The following is a 21,669-nucleotide window of genomic DNA, read 5'->3' on the forward strand; positions in this document are numbered from 1 at the left end:
CGGCCCGGTCAGTCCCCGACCGCGTCCTCCGCCGCCAGGTCGTCGACGCGGTCGGGGTCGGCGAACGCCTCCGCGAGCGCCTGGCGCATCGACCACCGCTGCGCCCGCCACGCCAGGGCGCGGCCGAGCGCGGCCGGTGTGCCGTCGACGTGGTCGACGTCGTCCGCCGGCCACCACGCCACCCGCCGGCCGGCGACGGTCAGCGCGTCGTGCACCGCCACCTCGCCGGTCAGCGCCGCACGGCCCAGCCGGGCGGCGGCCAGCCGCGCGCCGGGCAGCTCGGCCCAGCGCACCCGGCGGGCGGGCGAGCTGGTGACCTCCCCCCGCACCAGCTCGCCGGCCAGCGGGAGGTCCAGCAGATCGGCCACCGGCCCCGGTGCGCCACCGGCCGGCACGACCGGCAGGTCCAGCAGCGGGAGCAGGTGCGGGGCGTCCAGGACCACCGCCCGGTCCACCACCCGGTCCGGCGCCACCCGCACCCGCGCCGGCGGGTCGGCGTCCACCCCGTCCAGGGCGACGGCCAGCCGGGCGTGGACGCGGGACAGCACGTCCGGCCGCACCGTCCGGGCCGGGTCGCCCAGCCGGTCGAGGAGGTCGAGGGCGGCATCGGGGTCGGCGAGGACGTCGTCGATCGTGGCCGGCGGGCGCAGCAGGCCCAGCAGCGGCTCCCCCACGTCGGCGGGGTCGTAGAGCCCGGCCAGCTCGGTGCTGCCCGGGTGCGCCAGCCGGCCGGGCCGGCGGCCCCCCAGCACCGGGTGGGTCAGCAGCCACCAGCGCAGGTGCCCCGGTACCCGGACCCCGTCGACGACGACGTCGGCCCACGCCTCCGCCGGCGCGAGGGCCAGCAGGCGCAGCGCTCCCGGCCAGTCGGCGACCAGGTCGAGGTCACGGACGGCGACCAGCGGCGGCCACCGCGACGGCGGTCCGGGTGGCAGCCGGTCCAGGACGGCGTCGGCCCACTCCTCGGCGCCGTCGACGTCGAGGTCGTCCGGGTCCTCGGCCCGCACCAGCGCGAACCCGTCGAGCACCCCGACGGCGCGCAGCGCGTCGGCGTCGGCGTGGGCGGCGAACTCCGGGTCGAGCGTGCCCAGGGCCCCGTCCTCCAGCACCGCGGCCAGCGGCGACCCCGGCAGCACCAGCTCCCCCGCCGGCGCGAATCCGCCGTCGGCGTCGGGGAGGGCGAGCTCGGCCAGCCACGGCAGCTCCCCGGCGGTGTCCGGCGCGGACGCCGCCAGCGCGAGCACGGCGTCGGCCAGGTCGCGGGGGTCCGGTGCGCCGGCGAAGCCGTCCTCGGCCGCGTCCAGGGACTCCTCGACCGCGGCCCGCACCGCCGGGTCGGCCAGGACCGCCGCCGCGGTCGCCGGCCGCGCCCCGAGCCGCTCCAGCAGCCGGCGCGCCGCAGGCGGCTCCACCGCCGCCGGATCGGCCAGCCGCAGCGGCAGCGCACCCAGCCGGCCCACCGGCAGTCCGGGCTCGGGCAGCAGCACCCCGGCCGGACCGTGCGCCGTCCGGCCGTCGGCGAGCGGCACCGGCAGCGCGGCCAGCTCCTCCCGGTCGGCGTCGGCGAAGGCGGCGTAGAGCCGCGCCCACCAGCCGGCCGGGCGGGCCACACCGCGCACCGCCTCCACGGCCTCCCCCAGCCCGGCCCGCCGGACACCGAGGGCGGTCAGCGCCGCGACGTCCCCGCGCCGGGACCACTCCGCCGGCAGCAGCCCCGGCAGCACCCCGGTCAGCGCCGCCACCCGCTCCTCGGTGGCGTCCTCGAGCGCCACCGCGCGCGCAGGCGGCTGCACGGCCCCGGGCTCCCCGGCGACGGGCAGCCAGGCGGCCTCCCGCAGCCGGTCCAGCGCCGCGGCCGAGAGCGCGGCGTCCAGCTCGGCGCCGGCCAGGCCGACCCGGGGCACCAGGCCCAGCAGCGCCGGATCGGCCGGCAGCTGCCCGACGAGGTCGGCGAGGGCGCCGGCGGCGGCGGCCACCAGGAGGTCGGTGACCGGCCCGGGCAGCACGTGCCGGCGGTCGGGGCCGAGCGGGAACGGTGCGACGAGCCGCACCGGGACCGAGAGCGGCTCGTCGCTCGGCGTCGGTGCGTGCACGACCTGGCGGCCGGTCAGCGGCACGGGGCGGCCGGCCTCGTCCAGCGACACCGCCCAGGTGAGCCTCCACGCCCGGCGGTCGCGCTCCTCCACGGGGCGGTCCGCCAGCAGCTCGGTGGCCAGCTCCCCGGCCCGCTGCGCCACCGCCCACCGGGTGACGGCGCCGTCCTCGGCCAGCGACACCTCCGGCGGCGCGCCCTCGCGTCCCAGCGCACGCCGCTGCCCGTCGACGACCACCTCGACGGACGCGAGTCCCGGCAGCGCCAGCAGCAGCTCGGCCGACAGCACCCGCAGCGCCGACGCGACCGACTCCCGGGCGCCCGGACGCAGCGGCAGCACCACCTCGGTGTCGAATCCCGCGGGCGGGGCACCGTCGGCCGGCCACGGCAGCCGCAGCACCGGCACGGCGCCGTCCCGGCGGGCGAGCTCGTCGGCGAGGGCGGCCACCGCGGCCACCTCCGTCCGGGTGGCGGTCGCACCGAACCGCACGCCCCCGGTGCGGGAGAGCACCGCCGGGTCGTCGGACACGGCGAGGACGGCGGCGAAGCCGACCCCGAACCGGCCGACCGAACCGGCCTCGTCCCGCTTGGCCGACGCCCGCAGCGTGGCCAGCCCGACCACCCCCGCGGCGTCGAGCGGCGCACCGGTGTTGGCCGCGCGCAGCGTGTCCCCGGCCAGCTCCAGCCGCAGCCGGCCGGGCACGCCGGCGCGGGTGGCGGCGTCGGCGGCGTTCTGCGCGAGCTCCACCAGCACCCGGTCGCGGTAGCCCCCGCGGACCAGGTCCTCCTCGGCGTTGGCGTCCTCCCGGAACCGGGCCGGGGAGGCGGTCCAGGCCTCGAGCACCCGGCGCCGCAGCGCGGCGGTGGCGAAGGGATCCCCTCCGGCGGTGCGGTCGGCCATGCGCCCGGACCCTAGGGCGCCGGCGGGGCGACGCCCCTTCCGGGTGAGGGCGAGGATTCGGCCCCGCACGGAACGGGCAGGGTGCCGCCAGGAACGGGCCGGCCTCCAGCCGGCGACGAGAGGCGGTAGCGGTGGTGGCGCTCTGGCAGTCCGCGCGCCCGCCCTCCAGCTACACCCGGGTGTGGCGCCAGGAGCTGACCTCGCTGGCCGAGCTCGCCGCCCTGCGCGCCCGGCTGCGCGCCTCCATGACCGGCAGCCCGACCGTCGCGCAGCCCGAGCGCGACCACTGGTCCGAGCGGCTGGTGCTCATCGCCGACGAGCTCACCTCCAACGCGCTGCGCCACGGCGGTGCGCCCGTCGAAACGGTCCTCGGCCGCGACGGCGACGCGTGGGTGTTCGCCGTCCGCGACTCGGCGCCCGACGTGCCACCCGTGCCGGCGCAGGGCCGGGATCCGAGCCACGGCGGCTTCGGGCTCTACCTCGTGGCCGACCTCTCCGTGGCGCACGGCTGGTACGCCGAGCCGGGCGCGAAGACCGCCTGGGCCGTGGTGGGCGGCGCCTGACCCGGCGGGTCAGCCCCCGCCCTCGGTGCAGAGCTCACCGGAGATGCAGACCGGCGGGTCGTACGGCGGTTCCTCGACGTCGTCGGAGCGGCCGTCCAGGTCGGTCGTGACCTCGTCCACGTGGCCGTCGGACCACATGGCCGACCCGAAGTCGGTGCCGGCGGGGCACTGCACGGGTTCGCTGGTCACGCTGCCGCGGTCGCCGCCGCCCTCGCCGGTCTCGACGGTGACCCGCACGCAGGCGCCCACGGAGGCGTCCTCGTACTCGGGGATGAACCCGCTGGTGCGGTGGACCGACACCCCGATCGCCTCGACGAGCACGATCCGGCCGCCCTCGGCCGTCGACTCGACCGCGTAGCCGTACGGGTCGAGGCGGTCCAGGGCATCCCGGCCGGTGCTGTACGGATCGAGGGAACGGGTGTGCAGGTAGTGCTCGTGGCGCGAGACGAGGCGCTCCTGGAGACGGTCGTGGGCGTCCTCCTGCACCGACTGCGAGCAGCCGGTGAGCACCACGGCCGCCAGCGCCGCACCCCCGAGCCGCCGTCGCACCGCGGCAGCATGGCAGACGCCGGACCGGACCGTCTCGGATCAGCCCCGACCGCGCCTGGCCCGGGGGGGTTACCAGTGGGTAACCTCCGTCACATGTCGCTCAGCGAAGAGGTGGACAGCGCCACCGGGGTCACCGCCGGCACGGTCGACCGGCACGCCACCACGGAGACCTTCGAGTCGACGGCCCCGGCCACCGGCGCGGTCGTCGGCGTGTTCCCCGTGCACGACGCGACCGCCGTCGGCGAGACCGTCGCGCGGGCGCGCGCCGCCGCCGGGCAGTGGGCCGCCCTGGGCTTCGACGGTCGCAAGCAGCGGCTCGCGGCCTACCGGGGCTACCTCGCCCGCCGCATGCACGAGCTGGCCGACCTCGTGCACCGGGAGAACGGCAAGCCGCACGCCGACGCGATCCTCGAGATCACCCTCGCCGTCGACCACCTGGCGTGGGCGGCCGGGCACGCGCGCAAGACCCTCGGCCCCCGCCGCGTCGCCGCCGGCATGCTCGCGGCCAACCACGCCGCCTACCTCGAGTACCAGCCCATGGGCGTCGTCGGCGTCATCGGGCCGTGGAACTACCCGGTGTTCACGCCGATGGGCTCGATCGCCTACGCGCTGGCCGCGGGCAACGCCGTCGTCTTCAAGCCCTCGGAGTTCACCCCTGCGGTCGGGGCGTGGCTGGCCGCCGCCTGGCGGGCCGCCGTCCCCGACGCCGCGGACGCCTTCCAGGTGGTCACCGGCTTCGGCGAGACCGGCGCCGCGCTGTGCCGCGTGCCCGTGGACAAGCTCGCCTTCACCGGATCGGCCGCCACCGGCAGGAAGGTGATGGCCGCGTGCGCCGAGACCCTCACCCCCGTGCTCATGGAGCTCGGCGGCAAGGACGCGATGATCGTCGACGACGACGCCGACGTGGTCGCCGCCGCCGACGCCGCCGTCTGGGGCGCGATGAGCAACGGCGGCCAGACGTGCATCGGGATCGAGCGGGTGTACGCGACCGCGCCGGTGTACGACCGGTTCGTCGCCGAGGTCACCGCGCAGGTGCAGCGGCTGCGCCCCGGCTCCGACGACGCGGCCACCTACGGCCCGATGACCATGCCGTCGCAGATCGACGTCGTCCGGCGGCACGTGTCCGACGCCGCGGGCGCGGGCGCCCGCGTGGTCACCGGCGGCCCGGACACGTCCCCCGGCGAGCGCTACGTGGCACCGACCGTGCTGCTCGACGTCCCCGAGTCCTCTGCGGCGGTGCGGGAGGAGACGTTCGGCCCGACGCTCACCATCACGAAGGTGCGCGACGCCGAGGAGGCGCTCGAGCGGGCCAACGACACCACGTACGGCCTGGCCGGGGCGGTGTTCTCGAAGTCCAGGGACCGCGCCATGGACCTCGCGCGACGGATGCGCAGCGGCATGACGTCGGTGAACTCGGTGCTCACCTTCGCGTCGGTGCCGGCCCTGCCCTTCGGCGGCGTCGGGGACAGCGGCTTCGGCCGCATCCACGGCGAGGACGGGCTCAAGGAGTTCACCCGCTCCAAGGCCATCACCCGCCAGCGCGTGCCGCTGCCGGTCAACCTGATGAGCTTCGGCCGGCCGGCCGGCGCCGCCGACGCGCTCGCCCGCGTCATGGGCATGGTCCACGGCCGACACCGGTGAGCGGGCGCCCCGAGGTACAGGAGGAGCACGACGTCGTCGTCGTCGGCGCGGGGTCGGCCGGCTGCGCGCTGGCCGGCCGGCTGAGCGAGGACCCGTCGCTGCGCGTGCTGCTGCTGGAGGCCGGCGGCTCGGACAAGCTGCTCGAGGTCCAGGTGCCGGCCGGGATGTACAAGGTCTGGCGCACCCGGCGCGACTGGAACTACACGACCGAGGAGCAGCCCGGGCTCGGCGGACGGAAGCTGTTCTGGCCGCGCGGGAAGCTGCTCGGCGGCTCGTCGTCGATCAACGCGATGATCTACATCCGCGGTGCGCGCGCCGACTACGACGAGTGGGCCGGGCTGACCGGCGACCCGTCCTGGTCCTACGACCAGGTCCTCCCGCTGTTCAAGCGAATGGAGGACAACTCCCGCGGCGCCGACGAGTGGCACGGCGTGGGCGGTCCGCTGCGGGTCGAGGACCTGCGCTCCGCGCACCCGTGGACGACGGCGGTCGTCGAGGCGGCGGTCGCCACCGGCCACCCGCGCAACGACGACTTCAACGGCGCCGCGCAGGAAGGCGTCGGGCCGTACCAGGTGACGCAGAAGCGGGGCCGCCGCTGGTCGTCGGCCGACGCCTACCTGCACCCGGCGATGCGGCGGCCCAACCTGACCGTGCGCACCGGCGCCCTGACCACCCGGGTGCTCGTCGAGGGCGGCCGGGCCACCGGCGTGGAGTTCCGCTGCGCCGGGACGCTGCACACCGTCCGCGCGACCCGCGAGGTGGTGCTCTCCGGCGGCGCGGTCAACTCCCCGCAACTGCTGATGCTCTCGGGCATCGGGCCGGCCGACCACCTGCGCGAGGTGGGCGTCGACGTCGTCCACGACCTGCCCGGGGTGGGCGGCGGCCTGCAGGACCACCCGCTGGTGCCGGTGGTCTGGAACGTCCGCTCGGGGAAGTCGCTGCTGCGCGGGGAGTCCCCGTCGGGCTACGCGCGCTGGTTCGGCGCCCGCCGCGGCCCCCTCACCTCCTCCATGGCCGAGGCGGGGCTGTTCACCCGGTCGAGCCCGGAGCTCGCCGAGCCGGACCTGCAACTGCACTTCCTGCCGGTGAAGTTCTGGAAGCAGGCGGAGGTCGACCCCGACGTCGACGCGTTCACCGCCGCCGTCGTGCTGGTGGACGTGCACTCGCGCGGCACGGTCCGGCTGCGGTCGGCCGATCCGGCCTGGGCGCCGGCGATCGACGCCGGCTACCTCACCGACGACCGCGACCTCGAGGCGCTGGTGTCCGGGGTGCAGCAGGCCCGCGAGATCGCCGGGGCCGCGCCGCTGGCGGACGTGCTGGCCGAGGAGTGGTCTCCGGGCGGGACCGTGCACGGCCGGGATGCCCTGCGCCGGTCGGTCCGGGACACCCTCGAGTCGCTCTACCACCCGGTGTCCTCGTGCCGGATGGGCACCGACGAGCACGCCGTCGTCGACCCGCAGCTGCGGGTGCGCGGCATCGAGGGCCTGCGGGTGGTCGACGCCTCGGTGATGCCGACGCTGGTGCGCGGCAACACCAACGCGCCGACGATCATGATCGCCGAGCGGGCCGCCGACCTGATCCTCGGCCGCTCCCCCGCGGCCCAGCTCACCGCCGCCGGCTGACGCTCACCTCACAGGCATAGGAGGCTTTGCCTACGGATCGAGGCCCCGAACCGTAGGTAGAGCCTCCTATGCCTGGGGTGCGCGGCGATCTCCCGTTCACCCGATGTGACCTGACACTCCCTCCCGGTGGGACCACGCGGCGGCCATCTCTGGTTGAGTGGTGTGTACCGGCGCCGCCCTCGCTCATCCGGAGCGGCAGGAATCGACGTCGGGCTGAGGCTGCGCCACCTTGGTGCGCCCGGCTGACCGACGTCTCGCCGACGATGCGAGCCCGCCCTGCCCCCGTGCAGACTCGCCGGCGCTCGCGCTCGCCGAGGTGGTCGTGCGGCCACTCGAGCGTCGAAGGACTCCATTGACCTCCATGCAGAACACCCCCGCCCCCTCCGGTAGCTCCCCCACCCCCCCGGGCCCCCGCCGTCGTCGTGGTGGCCGCGGCCGCGGCACCCGCCCGGCCGGCGAGCAGCAGAACCAGAGCCGTCCGGCGCCCGCGGTGCCGGCCCCGGTCGTCGTCCCGGTCGGCGCGGACGCCACCGTGCTCCCCACCGACACGACCTTCGCCGCCCTCGGCGTCCCCGCACCGATGGTCGAGGTGCTGGAGACCAGCGGCATCACCGCGCCGTTCCCCATCCAGGTCGCGACTCTGCCCGACAGCCTCGCCGGCCGTGACGTGCTCGGCCGCGGGCGTACCGGCTCGGGCAAGACGCTGGCCTTCAGCATCCCGCTCGTCGCCCGGCTCGCCGCCTCCGACACCCGCCGCCAGCCCCGCCGTCCCCGTGCGCTCGTGCTGGTCCCGACCCGCGAGCTGGCCAACCAGGTCTTCGCCGTCGTCGACCCGCTGGCCCGCGCGCTGGGCATGTCCGCCACCACGATCTTCGGCGGGGTCGGCCAGAACCCGCAGGTGCAGGCGCTGGCCAAGGGCGTCGACATCGTCATCGCCTGCCCCGGCCGGCTCGAGGACCTGATCCAGCAGGGTCACTGCGACCTCGGCTCGATCGAGGTGACGATCCTCGACGAGGCCGACCACATGGCCGACCTGGGCTTCCTGCCCGGCGTGAAGCGGATCATGGACCGGACGCCGAAGGTCGGTCAGCGGATGCTCTTCTCCGCCACCCTGGACAACGGCGTCGACGTGCTGGTCAAGCGGTACCTTAGCAACCCGACCACGCACTCGGTCGACCCCGCGGTGGCGCCGGTCAGCACCATGACCCACCACGTCTTCCACGTGCAGACCGCGGACAAGGGCGAGGTCGTGCGGCAGCTGGCCTCCGGCCTGGGCCGCAGCGTGCTGTTCACCCGCACCAAGCACCAGGCCAAGAAGCTCGCCAAGCAGCTCACCGCCCAGGGCATCCCCGCGGTGGACCTGCACGGCAACCTGAGCCAGAACGCCCGCGAGCGCAACCTCGAGGCGTTCAGCAACGGCTCCACCCGGGTGCTGTGCGCCACCGACATCGCCGCGCGTGGCATCCACGTCGACGACGTCGCGCTGGTCGTGCACGTCGACCCGCCGACCGAGCACAAGGCCTACCTGCACCGCTCCGGCCGCACCGCGCGCGCCGGCGCCGGCGGCATCGTCGTCACCATCACCACGCCGGACATGGTCGGCGAGGTGCGCACGCTCACCCGCCAGGCCGGCATCAGCCCGACGGTCAGCCAGGTCCGCCCCGGCTCCGCCGAGATCGCGGAGCTCGCCGGTCCGGCGGCGCCGTTCGTCGAGCCGGCGCCGGCCCCCGAGCCGCAGCCGCAGGGGCAGGGCGGCGGTCGTCGTCGCGGAGGCTCCGGTCGCGGGTCGGCGGGCGCGGGCTCCCCCAAGGCCGCGTCCTCGGGCGGGTCCCGCGGGGCTTCCGGCTCCGGGCGTCCGTCCGGCCCGGCGCGCACCCGGGCCGAGCTGGCGGCCCGCGCGGGCTCGTCGTCGGCGGCCTCGTTCAGCGCCCGGTCGCGCCGCGGCGGCCGCTGACCAGTACCACCCGCACCGGGAGGCTTCCTCCCGCACCGTCGAGCGTCCTCCTCACCGCACACCGTGAGGGAGGACGCTCGACGATCAGGTGACCTGATCCCGGCGTCGGGGCCGGGGATCGGTCAGTTGCCGCTGGCGAAGGCCGAGTCGAACGCGCCGGCCGGCGGGTCGAAGGCCAGCCGGCGGACGAAGGCCAGCGCATCGGGCGCGCCGAGGAGCCGGTCCATCCCGGCGTCCTCCCACTCCACCGAGATCGGCCCGTCGTAGCCGATGGTGTTGAGCATCCGGAAGCAGGCCTCCCACGGGACGTCGCCGTGGCCGGTGGAGACGAAGTCCCAGCCGCGCCGCGGATCGGCCCACGGCAGGTGCGAGCCCATCCGGCCGTTGCGGCCGTTGCCCACCTGCTTCTTCGCGTCCTTGCAGTCGACGTGGTAGATCCGGTCCTTGAAGTCCCAGAGGAAGCCGACCGGGTCCAGGTCCTGCCACACGAAGTGCGACGGGTCCCAGTTCAGCCCGAACGCCTCGCGGTGCCCGATCGCCTCCAGGGCGCGCACCGTCGTCCAGTAGTCGTAGGCGATCTCCGACGGGTGCACCTCGTGCGCGAACCGCACACCCACCTCGTCGAAGACGTCCAGGATCGGGTTCCACCGGTCGGCGAAGTCGCGGTACCCGTCCTCGATCATCGACTCGGGCACCGGCGGGAACATCGCCACCGTCTTCCAGATCTTGGACCCGGTGAACCCGACGACGACGTCGACGCCGAGCTTGGCCGCCGCGCGGGCGGTCAGCTTCATCTCCTCCGCGGCCCGCTGCCGCACGCCCTCGGGGTCGCCGTCGCCCCAGACGCGCGGGTGCACCATGCCGCGGTGCCGCTCGTCGATCGGGTCGTCGCAGACGGCCTGGCCGTTGAGGTGGTTGGAGATCGCGAAGACCTTCAGGCCGTGCTTCTCCAGCAGGGCCAGGCGGTCCTGCACGTAGGAGTCGTCGTTCGCGGCGCGCTCGACGTCGAGGTGGTCGCCCCAGCAGGCGATCTCCAGGCCGTCGTAGCCCCACCCGGAGGCCAGCCGGCACATCTCCTCGAAGGGCAGGTCGGCCCACTGGCCGGTGAACAGCGTGACGGGACGGGGCATCAGGCGTCTCCTCGCAGGTGAGTGGTCATGAGGGGATCTCGGTCCAGGTGGAGCGGCCCGCGGCGCTGCGCTCGACGGCGTCGAGCACCCGCTGGACCTGCAGGCCGTCGGCGAACGACGGCTCCGGGTCCTGGGCCTTCCCGATCGCGGTCACCAGGTCGACGACCTGGTGGGTGAAGCCGTGCTCGTAGCCCAGGCCGTGCCCGGCCGGCCACCACGCGGCGACGTAGGGGTGCTCGGGCTCGGTGACGATGATCCGCCGGAAGCCGGCGGTCTCGGCCGGCTCGGTGCCGTCGAAGAACTGCAGGACGTTCATGTCCTCGAAGTCGAAGGCCAGGCTGCCGGCCGAGCCGTTGATCTCGATGCGGATGCCGTTCTTGCGGCCGAGGGCGAACCGGGTCGCCTCGAACACGCCGAGCGCTCCCCCGGCGAACCGGCCGAGGAAGACCGCGGCGTCGTCCACGGTGACCTGCCCGGTCTCCGAGCCGCCGACCCCGCCCAGCTTCCCGGTCTCGGTCGCCAGCGGGCGCTCGGTCACGAACGTCTCCAGCGTCGCGCTGACCCCGGTGAGCGCCTGGCCGGTGATGAACTGGGTCAGGTCGACGACGTGCGCGCCGATGTCGCCGAGCGCGCCGGAGCCGGCCTTCTCCTTCTCCAGCCGCCACGACATGGGCGCGGCCGGGTCGGCGATCCAGTCCTGCAGGTACTGGGCGCGCACGTGCCGGATCTCCCCGAGCCGGCCGTCGGCGACGAGCTTCCGGGCCAGCCCGATGGCGGGCACCCGCCGGTAGGTGAAGCCGACCATCGACCGCACCCCGCGGGTGGCGGCCTTCGCGGCGGCCTCGGCCATCGCCTCGGCCTCGGCCACGGTGTTGGCCAGCGGCTTCTCGCAGAGCACGTGCTTGCCGGCCTCGAGCGCGGCGATCGCGATCTCGGCGTGGGTGTTGCCGGGAGTGCAGACGTCGACCAGGTCGACGTCGTCGCGCTCGACGACCCGTCGCCAGTCGGTCTCGGTGCTCGACCAGCCGAGCCGGTCGGCGGCGTCGGCGACCTTGGCGGCGTCCCGTCCGGCCAGCACGGTCAGTTCGGGCCGCAGCGGGAGGTCGAAGAAGTGGGGGGCGGTGCGCCACGCGTGCGAGTGCGCGGCGCCCATGAAGGCGTAGCCGATCAGGCCGACGCCGAGGGTGCGGGTCATCTGCTTCTCCCAGCGGGGGTGGAGCAGCGGGGGAACGTGCTCGCTCCCCCGCTGCCCCGTCGGATCAGGACTCGAACGCGCGGTCGATGTACTCGTCGACGTTCTCCGCCGTGACGACCGGCGCGTTGAGCACGATCTCGCGCGGGACCTCGGGCGAGACCAGGTCCGACATCGACTTGCCCTGCGCGACCAGGCGGGCCAGGCGGATGCCGTCGGCGGCCTGGGTGTGCGGGTAGATGACGGTCGCCTGCAGCACGGAGTCACCGGACTGGATCTCGCGCATGGCGTTCGCCGAGCCGGCGCCACCGACCATGACGAACTCGTCGCGGCCGGCGTTCTCGATCGCGGCCAGGACGCCGACACCCTGGTCGTCGTCGTGGTTCCAGAGGGCGTCGATCTGGGGCGCGGCCTGCAGCAGGTTGGCCGCGGCCTCCTCGCCGCCCTCGACGGTGAAGTCCGCCGCGACCCGGTTGTCGACGTCGAGGCCGCAGTCGGACAGCGCGTCCGCGAAGCCCTGGCTGCGGTCCTGGGTCAGGGGCAGCGAGTCGATGCCGGCGATCTCGGCGACGACCGCGTCGGGGTTGTCGCCGACCTGCTCGCAGATGTACGTGCCGGCGGAGACGCCCATGCCGTAGTTGTCGCCCAGCACGGTGGCGCGGGCCGCGAACGGGCTGTTGAACTCCCGGTCCACGTTGATGACCGGGATGCCGGCCTCCATCGCCTGCAGCGCGACCGGCGTCATCGCGGCGCCGTCGAAGGGCAGCAGCACGATCGCGTCGACGCCCTCGTTGATGAAGGTCTCGACCTGGCTGATCTGGGTGCTGACGTCGTTGGTGCCCTCGGCGACGATCAGGTCGATGTCCTCGTAGTTCTCGGCCTCGGCCCGGGCGGCCTCGGTGATGCCGGCCATCCAGCCGTGGTCGGCGGCCGGGGCCGAGAAGCCGATCCGGACGGTCTCGCCGGTCTCGTCGTTGGAGCTGGCCGCGTTGGCGCCGGCGCCACCGCCGCCGCCCGAGCCCGAGCCCTCCGGCTCGTTGCTGGTGCAGCCGGCGACGAGCACGCCGGCGCCGGCCAGTGCGACCGCGGTGGACATCAGGCGACGGTAGGGGCGCTGCCTCGCTGCAGACATGTTTCTCTCCTCGGGGTGCCTTCTCCGGCGGGTCGCCGGCAGGTGAAGGTGGGTGGGACGGGTGGTGGGCTGGTCAGGGGGTGGGGCCGGCGCCGGGCCGGTCTCCGCCAGGGGCGCCGGGCACGCTCGAGCCGCCGGACACCGCGCCCGCCGGGGTGCCCCCGGCGACCGGTCCGCCGGATGACGACTCGCCGGATCTGGAACGGGTCAGCCAGCCGAAACCGCCACCTCGCCCCTCGGCCAGCCGCGACTGCAGCAGGACGGCGAGCACGATGATCAGGCCCTGGGCGACGGCCTGGGCGGAGCTGGACAGGTTGTTGAGCACGAAGACGTTGCCCAGCGTGATGAGGATCAGCACGCCGAGGACGGTGCCGACGATCGTGCCCCGGCCACCGACGAGCAGGGTGCCGCCGATGACGACGGCGGCGATCGCCTGGAGCTCCATCAACGTGCCGTGGGTCGAGCTGCCGGTCGTCGTCCGCGCCATGAGCATCACCGCGGCGATGCCGCAGGTGACGCCGGAGAGCACGTACAGCTTCAGGGTGTGCCACTGCACGCGGATGCCGGCCAGGCGGGCCGCCTCGGCGTTGCCGCCGACGGCGAAGGTGTGCCGGCCGAAGGTGGTGCGGTTCAGCAGGATCCAGCCGCCGACCGACACCAGCGCCCAGATGATCACCAGCCCCGGGACGCCGAAGACGTCGCCGCCGAAGAACTCGCGGAAGCCGCGGTCCTGCACGATCTGGGTCCGGCGGTTGGCGATGATCTCGGCCAGGCCGCGGGCGGAGACGAGCATGGCGAGGGTGGCGATGAAGGCCACCAGTCGTCCGTAGGCGATGACGATGCCGTTGATCAGTCCCGCCCCGGCGCCCACGGCGATCGCGGTGAACACCATGACGATCCAGTGGAAGTCCTCGGCCATCTGCTGGGTGGCCAGCGTGGTCGCCCAGATCGACGACAGGGCGACCAGCGCGCCCACCGACAGGTCGATGCCGCCGCCGATGATCACGAACGTCATGCCGATGCTGACCACGCCGACGACGGCGGCCAGCCGCAGGATCGTGAGGACGTTGTCGATGTCGACGAAGCGGTCAGGGGCGGTGACAGCCCCGACGATGCAGAGGAGGCCCAGGGCCACGACCAGGCCCAGGAGACGCCCGGCCGGTCCGGCCATGAAGCCGGGCCCCTTGCCGGTCGCGCCCTCCGGCGCGCGGTCCTTCGCCGGCGCGGGCGCGCCCGCTCCCCCGGTAGTCGCGGTGCTGCCGGTCATGCCACGTCCCCTTCGTGCTGCTGTGCGGTGGGCTGCTGCCGGTCGCCGCGGTGACACGGGCCGACCGTTCCCTCCATGACGAGGTCGAGCACGGCGTGCTCGTCGAGCGTGTCGGCCGGTTGCTCGGCGACGACGGATCCGTCGGAGATCACCAGCACCCGGTCGGCGAGGCCGAGGACCTCCGGGATCTCGCTGGAGACCACGACGACGGCGACGCCGCGATCGGCCAGCTCGCGGATCAGCGCGTAGATCTCCGAGCGGGCGCCGACGTCCACGCCGCGGGTCGGCTCGTCGAGGAGCAGCACCCGGCAGTCGCGCAGCAGCCAGCGGGCGAGCACGACCTTCTGCTGGTTGCCGCCCGACAGCGTCCGCACCTCTCGGTCCACGTCGGCCGGACGGACGTCGAGGGCCTGGACCTGCTCGCGCGCGGCGTCCTTCTCGGCGCTGCCGGAGAGGAAGCCGCCGCGGGCGAAGCGGGCCAGGCTCGCGATGCTGATGTTGCGGTAGACGGCGTCGCCGAGGAGCAGCGCCTGGCTCTTGCGCTCCTCCGGGGCCAGCCCCACCCCGGCGGACACGGCGGCGGCGACGCTGCCCGGGCGCAGCCGCTGCCCGTCCACGGAGACGGTCCCGCTGGTGGCGCGGCGCGCGCCGTAGATGGTCTCCAGGATCTCCGACCGCCCGGAGCCGACGAGGCCGGCGAGGCCGACCACCTCGCCCGGCGCCACGTCGAACGAGACGCCGCGGAACTTCCCGCGCAGTCCCAGGCCCCGCACCGACAGCAGCGGCTCCGCCGCCTCGATCGCGCGGCGATCGGGGAAGACGTACTCGATGTCGCGGCCGGTCATCAGCTCGATCACCTGGCGGGTGGAGGTGTCCTGCACCGGCAGCCCGGTGGCCACCGTGCGCCCGTCCTTGAGCACGGTGATCCGGTCGCCGACCTCGCGGATCTCCTCCAGCCGGTGCGAGATGTAGACGACCGCGACACCGTCGCGGGTGAGGTCCCGGATGACCTCGAACAGGTGCTGGACCTCTTCGTTGTCCAGGACGGCCGAGGGCTCGTCCATGACGATCAGCTTCGCGTCCTGGGACAGCGCGCGCGCGATGCTGACCATCTGCTGCGCCGCCGCGGGCAGCGAGCCCACCTCGGCGGTGGGCCGGATCTCCGGGTGGCCCAGGCGGGTGAGCAGCTCCCCGGCGGCCTCGTTCGCCGGCGCCGGGCGGGCCAGCCCGAACCGCGTGCGCTCGCGCCCGAGGAAGATGTTGTCGGCCACGGTGAGGCCGGCGACCAGGTCGAGCTCCTGGTAGATGGTGGCGATCCCCTGCTTCATCGCCGCCTGCGGGTTGGTCAGCGCGACCGGCTCGCCCCGCCACTCGATCCGGCCGGCGTCGGGCTGGTGCGCCCCGGCCAGGACCTTGATCAGCGTCGACTTGCCGGCGCCGTTCTGGCCGAGGAGGCAGTGCACCTCGCCCGCGCGGACGTCGAGGTCGACGCCGTCCAGGGCCCGCACGCCGGGGAACGTCTTGACGATGCCGTGCATCTCGAGCAGCGGACCACCACTGCCCGCCCCGCCCTGCCCCACCGGCGCACCGGCCACCGCGCCCACCTCCGGAACTTTCGCTCACCGTTGACCATTAGTCCGCTGAGGCAGCAACATATGGGGGCCGTCACACTCGGGTCAAGGGAGGGCGCGGCAGTTACCGAACCGCAACCAAGCCGCCCGAGCCGGCGCGATCCCCACATCGGGGAAACGGGGCCCTGGCCGTGCCGCCAGACATCCACGTCCCCGGAGCAGGGGTCGCAGCGGGCCGTCGTCGGCCCGGTCGCGCGCATCCCGCGCGGGACGCCGTCAGGTGCGCCGGAACGGGTGGGTCACACCGCTCGGGCCGGGCCCGACGTCGCGGTGGAAGCGGTCGTGCAGCTCGTCGGGTGACGCGCACCCGGAAGGGTCCGCGCAGGGGCGACCGACCCGCTCCTCGCGAGCGGGGAACGGCTCCTGGTCGCGGTGCGGTCCGGAGGACCGCAGAGTCATCTCGCGAGGGCCTGGACCGAGTCCTCGTCCAGGAACTCCTCGATGGCCATGAGGGCGGCGCCGACCCGGCCGGAGAGATCGGGGGCCTCGCTGACCGTGATCTCCAGCGTCCGGGCGGCCAGCGGCATGGAGCGCCGGTAGACGGCCTCGCGGATCCCCGCGAGCAGCGGGACGCCGGCCTGCGCGACGCCACCGGTCATGACGATGCGGTGCGGGTTGAAGAAGTTGACCAGCGCCGCGAGCACCGTGCCGATGGTCCGGCCCGCCGCGCGCACCAGCTCCAGCGCGACGCCGTTGCCCTCCGCGGCCAGCCGCACCACCTCGCGGACGGTGTCGACCGGCAGCCCCGCGGCGACGGCGTCGCGGAGCAGGGCCCCCCCGCCCGCGACCGCCTCCAGGCAGTTCTCCTGCCCGCACCGGCACACCACGGTCCGCCCGTCGGGCTGGGCGACGTGGATGTGCCCGATGTCGCCGGCGCTGCCCTGCGCCCCGCGGTAGACCCGGCCGTCGACGATGACCCCGCAGCCGATGCCCGTGCCGACCTTCACCACGAGCACGTCCTGCACCGAGCCGGCGACGCCCATCTCCCCCAGCGCCATCACGTTCACGTCGTTGTCGACGTACACGGGGCAGTCGTAGCGACCGAACGCACTGGGAACCGGGTAGTCGTGCCAGCCCGGCATGATCGGCGGGTGGGACGGGCGGCCGGTCGAGAACTCCACCGGCCCCGGCACGCCGACGCCCACGGCGCACACGTCGGCCGGGGTGAGCCCGACCTCGGCCAGCACCTGCTGGGCCAGCCGGTCGACCTCGGCCAGCACCTGGCCGGGGCCGTCGGCGATGTCGATCGGGTGGCCGACGGTGCCCAGGATCTGCGCCGAGAGGTCGGTGACCGCGACGTCGACGCTGGTGACCCCGAGGTCGACGGCGAGCACGCACCCGGCCCGGCTGTTGAACTGCAGCAGCGTCGGCGGGCGACCGCCGGTGCTCCAGCCGCGGCCCCCCTCCTCCAGGAGGTTCGCGGCGATCAGCTGGTCGACCCGCGCGCTGATCGTGTTGCGCGACGCCCCGGTCAGCGCCACGAGGTCGGCGCGGCTGCGCGCACGGCCGGTCCGCACGTGGCGCAGCAGCACGCCGGCCGAGGCTGAGGTGGACGGCACGCCGTCATAGTGACACGGGTGGGACGCCGCCCCGGGTGCCGGCGACCAGGTACCGCCTTGCTCATGCGGTTGGCCGCCCGCGCACGGGGCACTGCTGCGGAACACGCTGGTTGAGCACTGCACCAGCCCCGACGACCAGAGAGGTGCTCCCATGGGCCTGCCCATCACCCTGTCCGAGATCGCGCCCCGGATCTCCGCCGGCGCATTCATCCTCAACAGCGGCCTCGGCAAGCGCGCGGCCGACGAGGAGGCGGCGGCCGGCATGCACGGCTTCGCCGCCGGCACCTATCCCTTCCTCGGCAAGATGCAGCCGCAGCAGTTCGCCAAGGCGCTGTCCACGTCGGAGATCGTCATCGGCGCCGCGCTGCTGACGCCGTTCGTCCCGACCGCCGTGGCCGGCGCCGCGCTGACCGCGTTCTCCGGCGGGCTGCTGGGCCTCTACCTGAAGACGCCGGGCATGCGGAAGGAAGGCAGCCTCGCGCCCACCGAGCAGGGGCTGTCCATCGCGAAGGACAGCTGGCTGCTCGGCATCGGCATCGGTCTGCTCGTGCGCGGCACGGTCGACCGTGAGCCGCGCCGGGTGCGCAAGGCGGCGAAGACCCTGGACAAGGCGAACAAGCGGGCGGCGAAGGCGCGCAAGCGCCTCGACGGCTGACCGGGACGGGGCCCGCCCTCGCCCGGCGCCCACGAGAAGGAACTCCTCTCCCGGTGGATGCCGAGGCGCTCGACACGGTCGTGCCGTGGTGCGCACGGCGGACCGGTGGGGGCGGGACCCATCCGGAAGGCCGCACGGGGACGAACGTCTGACGTACCGGGGTGGCGGCGCACGGCCGGCTCCCCGTGCGAGCGGGCGCCGTGTGCAACCGAGCGGACGGCTCCGCCGATCCGAGGAGAGCCCATGTCCCGCCTGCTCCGCACACCGGGCGCCAGTCGCCGGGCCGCCGCCGCCCTGCTCTTCGCCGGCACCCTCGCCGCCGTCTCGGCGTGCGGGGGCGGCACGGACCCCGGCACGAACGGGGCCGCCCCCACGGCGACCGAGGAACCGACCACCGAGGCTCCGGCCACCAGGGCGCCGTCGACGGGCTCGCCCTCCGCCGCGCCGACCGACTCCGAACGGGCCGTCCGCACGATCTCCGCGACGGAGGAGGAGTTCAGCATCTCCGTCGACGAGCGGAGCGTGCCCGCCGGCAGCTACGAGATCGAGGTCGTGAACGCCGGCAGCGCCAGCCACGACCTGGTCGTCGAGCGCGACGGCGAGGACGTCGCCGCCACCGAGATCCTGAGCCCGGGCGACTCCGCCACCCTGACGGTCGATCTCGAGCCCGGTGAGTACGTCTTCTACTGCAGCGTCGGCACCCACCGCTCCCTGGGCATGGAGATCACCATCGAGGTGACCTGATGACCGAGGTGACGACGCCGGCACGGTCCCGGCCCGCCCTCACCTGGGGGCTGCGGGTCACCGGTGCGGTGCTGCTCGCGGCGATGGGCTGGCTGCACCTGGACCTGTGGGGCGACGGCTACCGGACCATCGACGTCATCGGTCCGGCGTTCCTGCTCAACGGCATCGCCGGGCTCGGCCTGGCGGTCCTCCTGCTGGCGGCGCCCCGGCGGCTGCTCACCTGGGCCGCAGCCCTCGGGGCACTGGTCGCGGCCGGCACCCTGGCGGCGCTGCTGCTCGCCACCACGGTGGGGCTGTTCGGCTTCGTCGAGACGACGGCGGCGCCGCTGTGGTGGGAGACGTTCTGGATCGAGGCCGGTGCGGTCGTCGTCCTCGTCGTGCTGGCCGTCGTCGCGCGCCGCCGGTCGGTCTGAGCGGGGTGGGAGGGCCTGTGGAACCGGCCCTCCCACCCCGCCCGGCGGCTCAGCGGACGCCGAGCAGGTGCTCCATGGCCAGCTGGTCGAGCCGCTCGAACTGCAGCCCGCGCGCCCCGAGGGCCACCGGGTCGTGCGCCTCACCGCGAAGGGCGTCGAGGCTCTCGCCCTCGGCCAGCGTCGGCACGGCCAGCTCGCCGACCCGGGCGGCCTCCAGCGCCTCGGCGACCTCGGGGTCGGCCCGGAACGCCTGCACCTTCTCCCGGAGGATCAGGTAGTTCCGCATGCAGGCGCGCGCGGTCTCCCACACGCCGTCCATGTCCTCGGTCCGCGGCGGCTTGTAGTCGAAGTGCAGGTAGCCGTCGTAGGCCTTCCCCGACCCCGACCCGAGCAGCGTGTCGACGGTCCAGAACGCCCCGCGCAGGTTGCCGGCGCCGAAGCGCAGGTCCTGGTCGAAGCGCGGGCCGTGCTGGCCGTTGAGGTCGACGTGGAAGAGCTTGTCGTGCCACAGCGCCTGGCCGATGCCCATGGCGAAGTTCAGCCCGGCCATCTCCTCGTGCCCGACCTCGGGGTTGAGGCCGACGCGGTCGGGCTCCTCGAGCTCGTTGATGAAGGCGATGGCGTGCCCGATGGTCGGCAGCAGGATGTCGCCGCGCGGCTCGTTCGGCTTGGGCTCGAGGGCGAACCGGATGTCGTAGCCCTTCTCCCGCACGTAGGAGCAGAGCAGGTCCAGGCCCTCCTTGTACCGGTCGAGCGCGGCCGCGACGTCCTTGGTGCCGCCGGACTCCGCACCCTCGCGGCCGCCCCACAGCACGTAGGTCTTCGCGCCCAGCTCGGCGGCCAGGTCGATGTTGCGCAGCACCTTGGCGATCGCGTACCGGCGGACGGCGCGGTCGTTGGCGGTGAAGCCGCCGTCCTTGAACACCGGGGCGCCGAAGAGGTTGGTGGTCGCCATCTCGACGCCCATGCCGGTCTCGGCGAGCGCCTTCTTGAACCGCTCGAGGGTGGACTCGCGGGTGGCCTCGTCGGGCACCAGGTCGTCGTCGTGGAAGGTCACGGCCGCGGCGCCGAGCTCGGCGAGCCGGTGCACGGCCTCCACCGGGTCCAGCACCGGCCGGACGGGGCCGCCGAAGACGTCGACGCCCTGCCAGCCCACGGTCCAGAGCCCGAAGCTGAACTTGTCGTCCCTGGTGGGGGTGAAGCGATCGGTCATGAGGGGATCTCCGTCCGGGTGGATCGATGGCGGGCAGTGCGTACGGCGGTGGTGCGGGAGGTGCGGGCCCGGCCGGCGACCGGCAGGCCGGTCACCGGGCGCCCGCGGGCGTGAGCTCCGGGACGGGCACCAGGGTCGGGTCGTCGAAGACCGACTCGAGCGCCTCGTGGGCGCCGCCGCGGACGGCGGCGGTGAAGCCGAGCGTGGAGAGCGCGACGCGGGCCCCGGCGACGTCGGGCCCCAGGACCCGGGCCTCGAGCTCGGCGAGCAGCGGCTCCATGAGGAACCGGCCCAGCACGGCGAAATAGCCGCCCAGGAGGACCACCCGCGGGTTGAACAGGTTGATGAGCACGGCGGCGCCCGTCCCGAGCCCGGTGCCGACCTGCCGCAGCGCGGCGAGGGTCCGCTCGTCGCCGGCCTCGGCTCGGCGGGCCACCTCGGCCAGGCGGTCCTCCAGGTCGCGCGCCGGGTCGTGCACCGGGTCGCCGGGGTCCGCGGCGGCGCGCAGCAGCGCGGCCAGGCCGACGAGGGTCTCCCAGCAGCCGCGCCGCCCGCAGCCGCACACGAGGTCGGGGTCGCCCAGCGAGGTGTGGCCCACCTCGCCGGAGAGCCCACCGGCCCCCCGGAGCAGCCGGCCGGCGACGATCACGCCACCGCCGACGCCGACCTCACCGGTGAGGTAGACCAGGTCGGGGGTGCGCGCCTCGGCACCCATGGCCCACTCGGCGATCGCGGAGAGGTTGGCATCGTTCTCGACCCGGATCGGGAAGTCGGCGTCGAGCCGGGCGTGCAGCCCGTCGAGGACCGCGACATCGCGCCAGCCGATGTTGGGAGCCAGCGTGACGACGCCGTCGACGCTGCGGACCAGGCCGGCGACCGCCACGGTCAGCCCGATCACGCGCGCCCCCCGGGCCGCGGACGCGGCGACGGCGTCGCGCACGAGCCCGGCGACGGCGTCGAGGGTCCGCTCGGCGCCCAGGGCGGGGATGTCGAGGCCGAGCCGCTGCTCGAAGAGCACCTCCCCGCGCAGGTCGAGCACGAGCGCGGCGGCGTAGTCGACGTTCAGCTCGACACCGATGCCGCAGACGCAGGCCCCGTCGAGGTGCACGGTCAGCCCGGGCCGCCCGACCGAACCGGCCCGGTCGACGTCCCCGGTGCTGACCAGGCGCCGCTCGGAGAGCTCGGCCACGAGGCTGGAGACGGTCGCCTTGTTGAGGCCGGTCTCCTGGGCGATCCGCGCTCGGGAGCGGGGTCCGTGGTCGCGGAGATGGCGCAGCACGAGGCCGAGATTGGTCCGGCGCACCGTGGCCTGGTCGGCCGGGGCGCGGCGATCCGAGGATCCGTCGTACACCGGCGGCTGCTCGCCCATCCCCACCTCCCCGGACACGTCCTCGGTATTCGTCGGTTGCAC

At 74.8% G+C, this 21,669-nt stretch carries 17 protein-coding genes; 7 read left to right on the forward strand and 10 right to left on the reverse strand.

Annotation, left to right across the window (positions count from 1 at the left end; all coding sequences use genetic code 11):
- Positions 1-8: 8 nt before the first annotated feature.
- Positions 9-2,993, reverse strand: a complete 2,985-nt coding sequence (locus ABDB74_RS14240; protein ID WP_346619339.1) for a sacsin N-terminal ATP-binding-like domain-containing protein — start codon at positions 2,991-2,993, stop codon at positions 9-11.
- A 134-nt stretch (positions 2,994-3,127) separates the two neighbouring features.
- On the opposite strand from ABDB74_RS14240, the gene ABDB74_RS14245 reads away from it, so the two are divergent.
- The gene (locus tag ABDB74_RS14245; RefSeq protein ID WP_346619340.1) at positions 3,128-3,556 is read left to right on the forward strand and encodes an ATP-binding protein; all 429 of its coding nucleotides are present in this window, start codon (positions 3,128-3,130) and stop codon (positions 3,554-3,556) included.
- Between the two features lie 9 nt (positions 3,557-3,565).
- On the opposite strand, the gene ABDB74_RS14250 is transcribed toward ABDB74_RS14245, so the two are convergent.
- A complete protein-coding gene (locus ABDB74_RS14250; RefSeq protein ID WP_346619341.1) occupies positions 3,566-4,105 on the reverse strand; it encodes a hypothetical protein in 540 nt (179 codons plus the stop codon).
- A 93-nt stretch (positions 4,106-4,198) separates the two neighbouring features.
- On the opposite strand from ABDB74_RS14250, the gene ABDB74_RS14255 reads away from it, so the two are divergent.
- The 3 genes from ABDB74_RS14255 to ABDB74_RS14265 all read left to right on the forward strand — a co-directional run bounded on the left by ABDB74_RS14255 (position 4,199) and on the right by ABDB74_RS14265 (position 9,322).
- A complete protein-coding gene (locus ABDB74_RS14255) occupies positions 4,199-5,746 on the forward strand; it encodes an aldehyde dehydrogenase family protein (protein WP_346619342.1) in 1,548 nt (515 codons plus the stop codon).
- Positions 5,743-7,368, forward strand: a complete 1,626-nt coding sequence (locus ABDB74_RS14260; RefSeq protein WP_346619343.1) for a GMC family oxidoreductase N-terminal domain-containing protein — start codon at positions 5,743-5,745, stop codon at positions 7,366-7,368. Before ABDB74_RS14255 ends, ABDB74_RS14260 begins: the two co-directional genes overlap by 4 nt.
- Positions 7,369-7,729: 361 nt before the next feature.
- Complete coding sequence (locus ABDB74_RS14265; RefSeq protein ID WP_346619344.1) at positions 7,730-9,322, forward strand: DEAD/DEAH box helicase; 1,593 nt, start codon at positions 7,730-7,732, stop codon at positions 9,320-9,322.
- 122 nt (positions 9,323-9,444) lie between these two features.
- Here the strand turns inward: ABDB74_RS14265 and ABDB74_RS14270 are convergent, their stop codons facing one another.
- From ABDB74_RS14270 to ABDB74_RS14295, 6 genes are all read right to left on the reverse strand, one after another.
- Positions 9,445-10,452 carry a sugar phosphate isomerase/epimerase family protein gene (locus ABDB74_RS14270; RefSeq protein WP_346619345.1) on the reverse strand — a complete coding sequence of 336 codons (1,008 nt, stop codon included), beginning with the start codon at positions 10,450-10,452 and terminating at the stop codon, positions 9,445-9,447.
- A 25-nt stretch (positions 10,453-10,477) separates the two neighbouring features.
- Positions 10,478-11,647 carry a Gfo/Idh/MocA family oxidoreductase gene (locus ABDB74_RS14275; RefSeq protein ID WP_346619346.1) on the reverse strand — a complete coding sequence of 390 codons (1,170 nt, stop codon included), beginning with the start codon at positions 11,645-11,647 and terminating at the stop codon, positions 10,478-10,480.
- Between the two features lie 64 nt (positions 11,648-11,711).
- Positions 11,712-12,740 (reverse strand): substrate-binding domain-containing protein, encoded by a 1,029-nt coding sequence (locus tag ABDB74_RS14280; RefSeq protein ID WP_346619348.1) that lies wholly within the window; start codon positions 12,738-12,740, stop codon positions 11,712-11,714.
- 109 nt (positions 12,741-12,849) lie between these two features.
- The gene (locus ABDB74_RS14285; protein WP_346619349.1) at positions 12,850-14,043 is read right to left on the reverse strand and encodes an ABC transporter permease; all 1,194 of its coding nucleotides are present in this window, start codon (positions 14,041-14,043) and stop codon (positions 12,850-12,852) included.
- Complete coding sequence (locus tag ABDB74_RS14290) at positions 14,040-15,638, reverse strand: sugar ABC transporter ATP-binding protein (protein WP_346619351.1); 1,599 nt, start codon at positions 15,636-15,638, stop codon at positions 14,040-14,042. Before ABDB74_RS14290 ends, ABDB74_RS14285 begins: the two co-directional genes overlap by 4 nt.
- Before the next feature lie 431 nt (positions 15,639-16,069).
- Positions 16,070-17,233 (reverse strand): ROK family protein, encoded by a 1,164-nt coding sequence (locus ABDB74_RS14295; protein ID WP_346619352.1) that lies wholly within the window; start codon positions 17,231-17,233, stop codon positions 16,070-16,072.
- 151 nt (positions 17,234-17,384) lie between these two features.
- Here ABDB74_RS14295 and ABDB74_RS14300 point away from each other — a divergent pair, with 151 nt between their 5' ends.
- From ABDB74_RS14300 to ABDB74_RS14310, 3 genes are all read left to right on the forward strand, one after another.
- The gene (locus tag ABDB74_RS14300; RefSeq protein ID WP_346619354.1) at positions 17,385-17,888 is read left to right on the forward strand and encodes a hypothetical protein; all 504 of its coding nucleotides are present in this window, start codon (positions 17,385-17,387) and stop codon (positions 17,886-17,888) included.
- A gap of 243 nt (positions 17,889-18,131) precedes the next feature.
- Complete coding sequence (locus ABDB74_RS14305; protein WP_346619355.1) at positions 18,132-18,632, forward strand: cupredoxin domain-containing protein; 501 nt, start codon at positions 18,132-18,134, stop codon at positions 18,630-18,632.
- Positions 18,632-19,045, forward strand: coding sequence for a hypothetical protein (locus ABDB74_RS14310; RefSeq protein WP_346619357.1), 414 nt, complete (start codon positions 18,632-18,634; stop codon positions 19,043-19,045). The genes ABDB74_RS14305 and ABDB74_RS14310 overlap by 1 nt, the downstream gene beginning before the upstream one ends.
- 49 nt (positions 19,046-19,094) lie before the next feature.
- On the opposite strand, the gene xylA is transcribed toward ABDB74_RS14310, so the two are convergent.
- Together xylA and ABDB74_RS14320 are read right to left on the reverse strand one after the other, a co-directional pair.
- Positions 19,095-20,258: a xylose isomerase gene (gene xylA / locus ABDB74_RS14315; protein ID WP_346619358.1), complete on the reverse strand. Its 1,164-nt coding sequence runs from the start codon at positions 20,256-20,258 to the stop codon at positions 19,095-19,097.
- A 91-nt stretch (positions 20,259-20,349) separates the two neighbouring features.
- A complete protein-coding gene (locus ABDB74_RS14320; protein WP_346619359.1) occupies positions 20,350-21,627 on the reverse strand; it encodes an ROK family transcriptional regulator in 1,278 nt (425 codons plus the stop codon).
- Between the last annotated feature and the right edge of the window lie 42 nt (positions 21,628-21,669).

The sequence above is a fragment of the Blastococcus sp. HT6-4 genome (genome assembly GCF_039679125.1).
Lineage (GTDB): Bacteria > Actinomycetota > Actinomycetes > Mycobacteriales > Geodermatophilaceae > Blastococcus > Blastococcus montanus.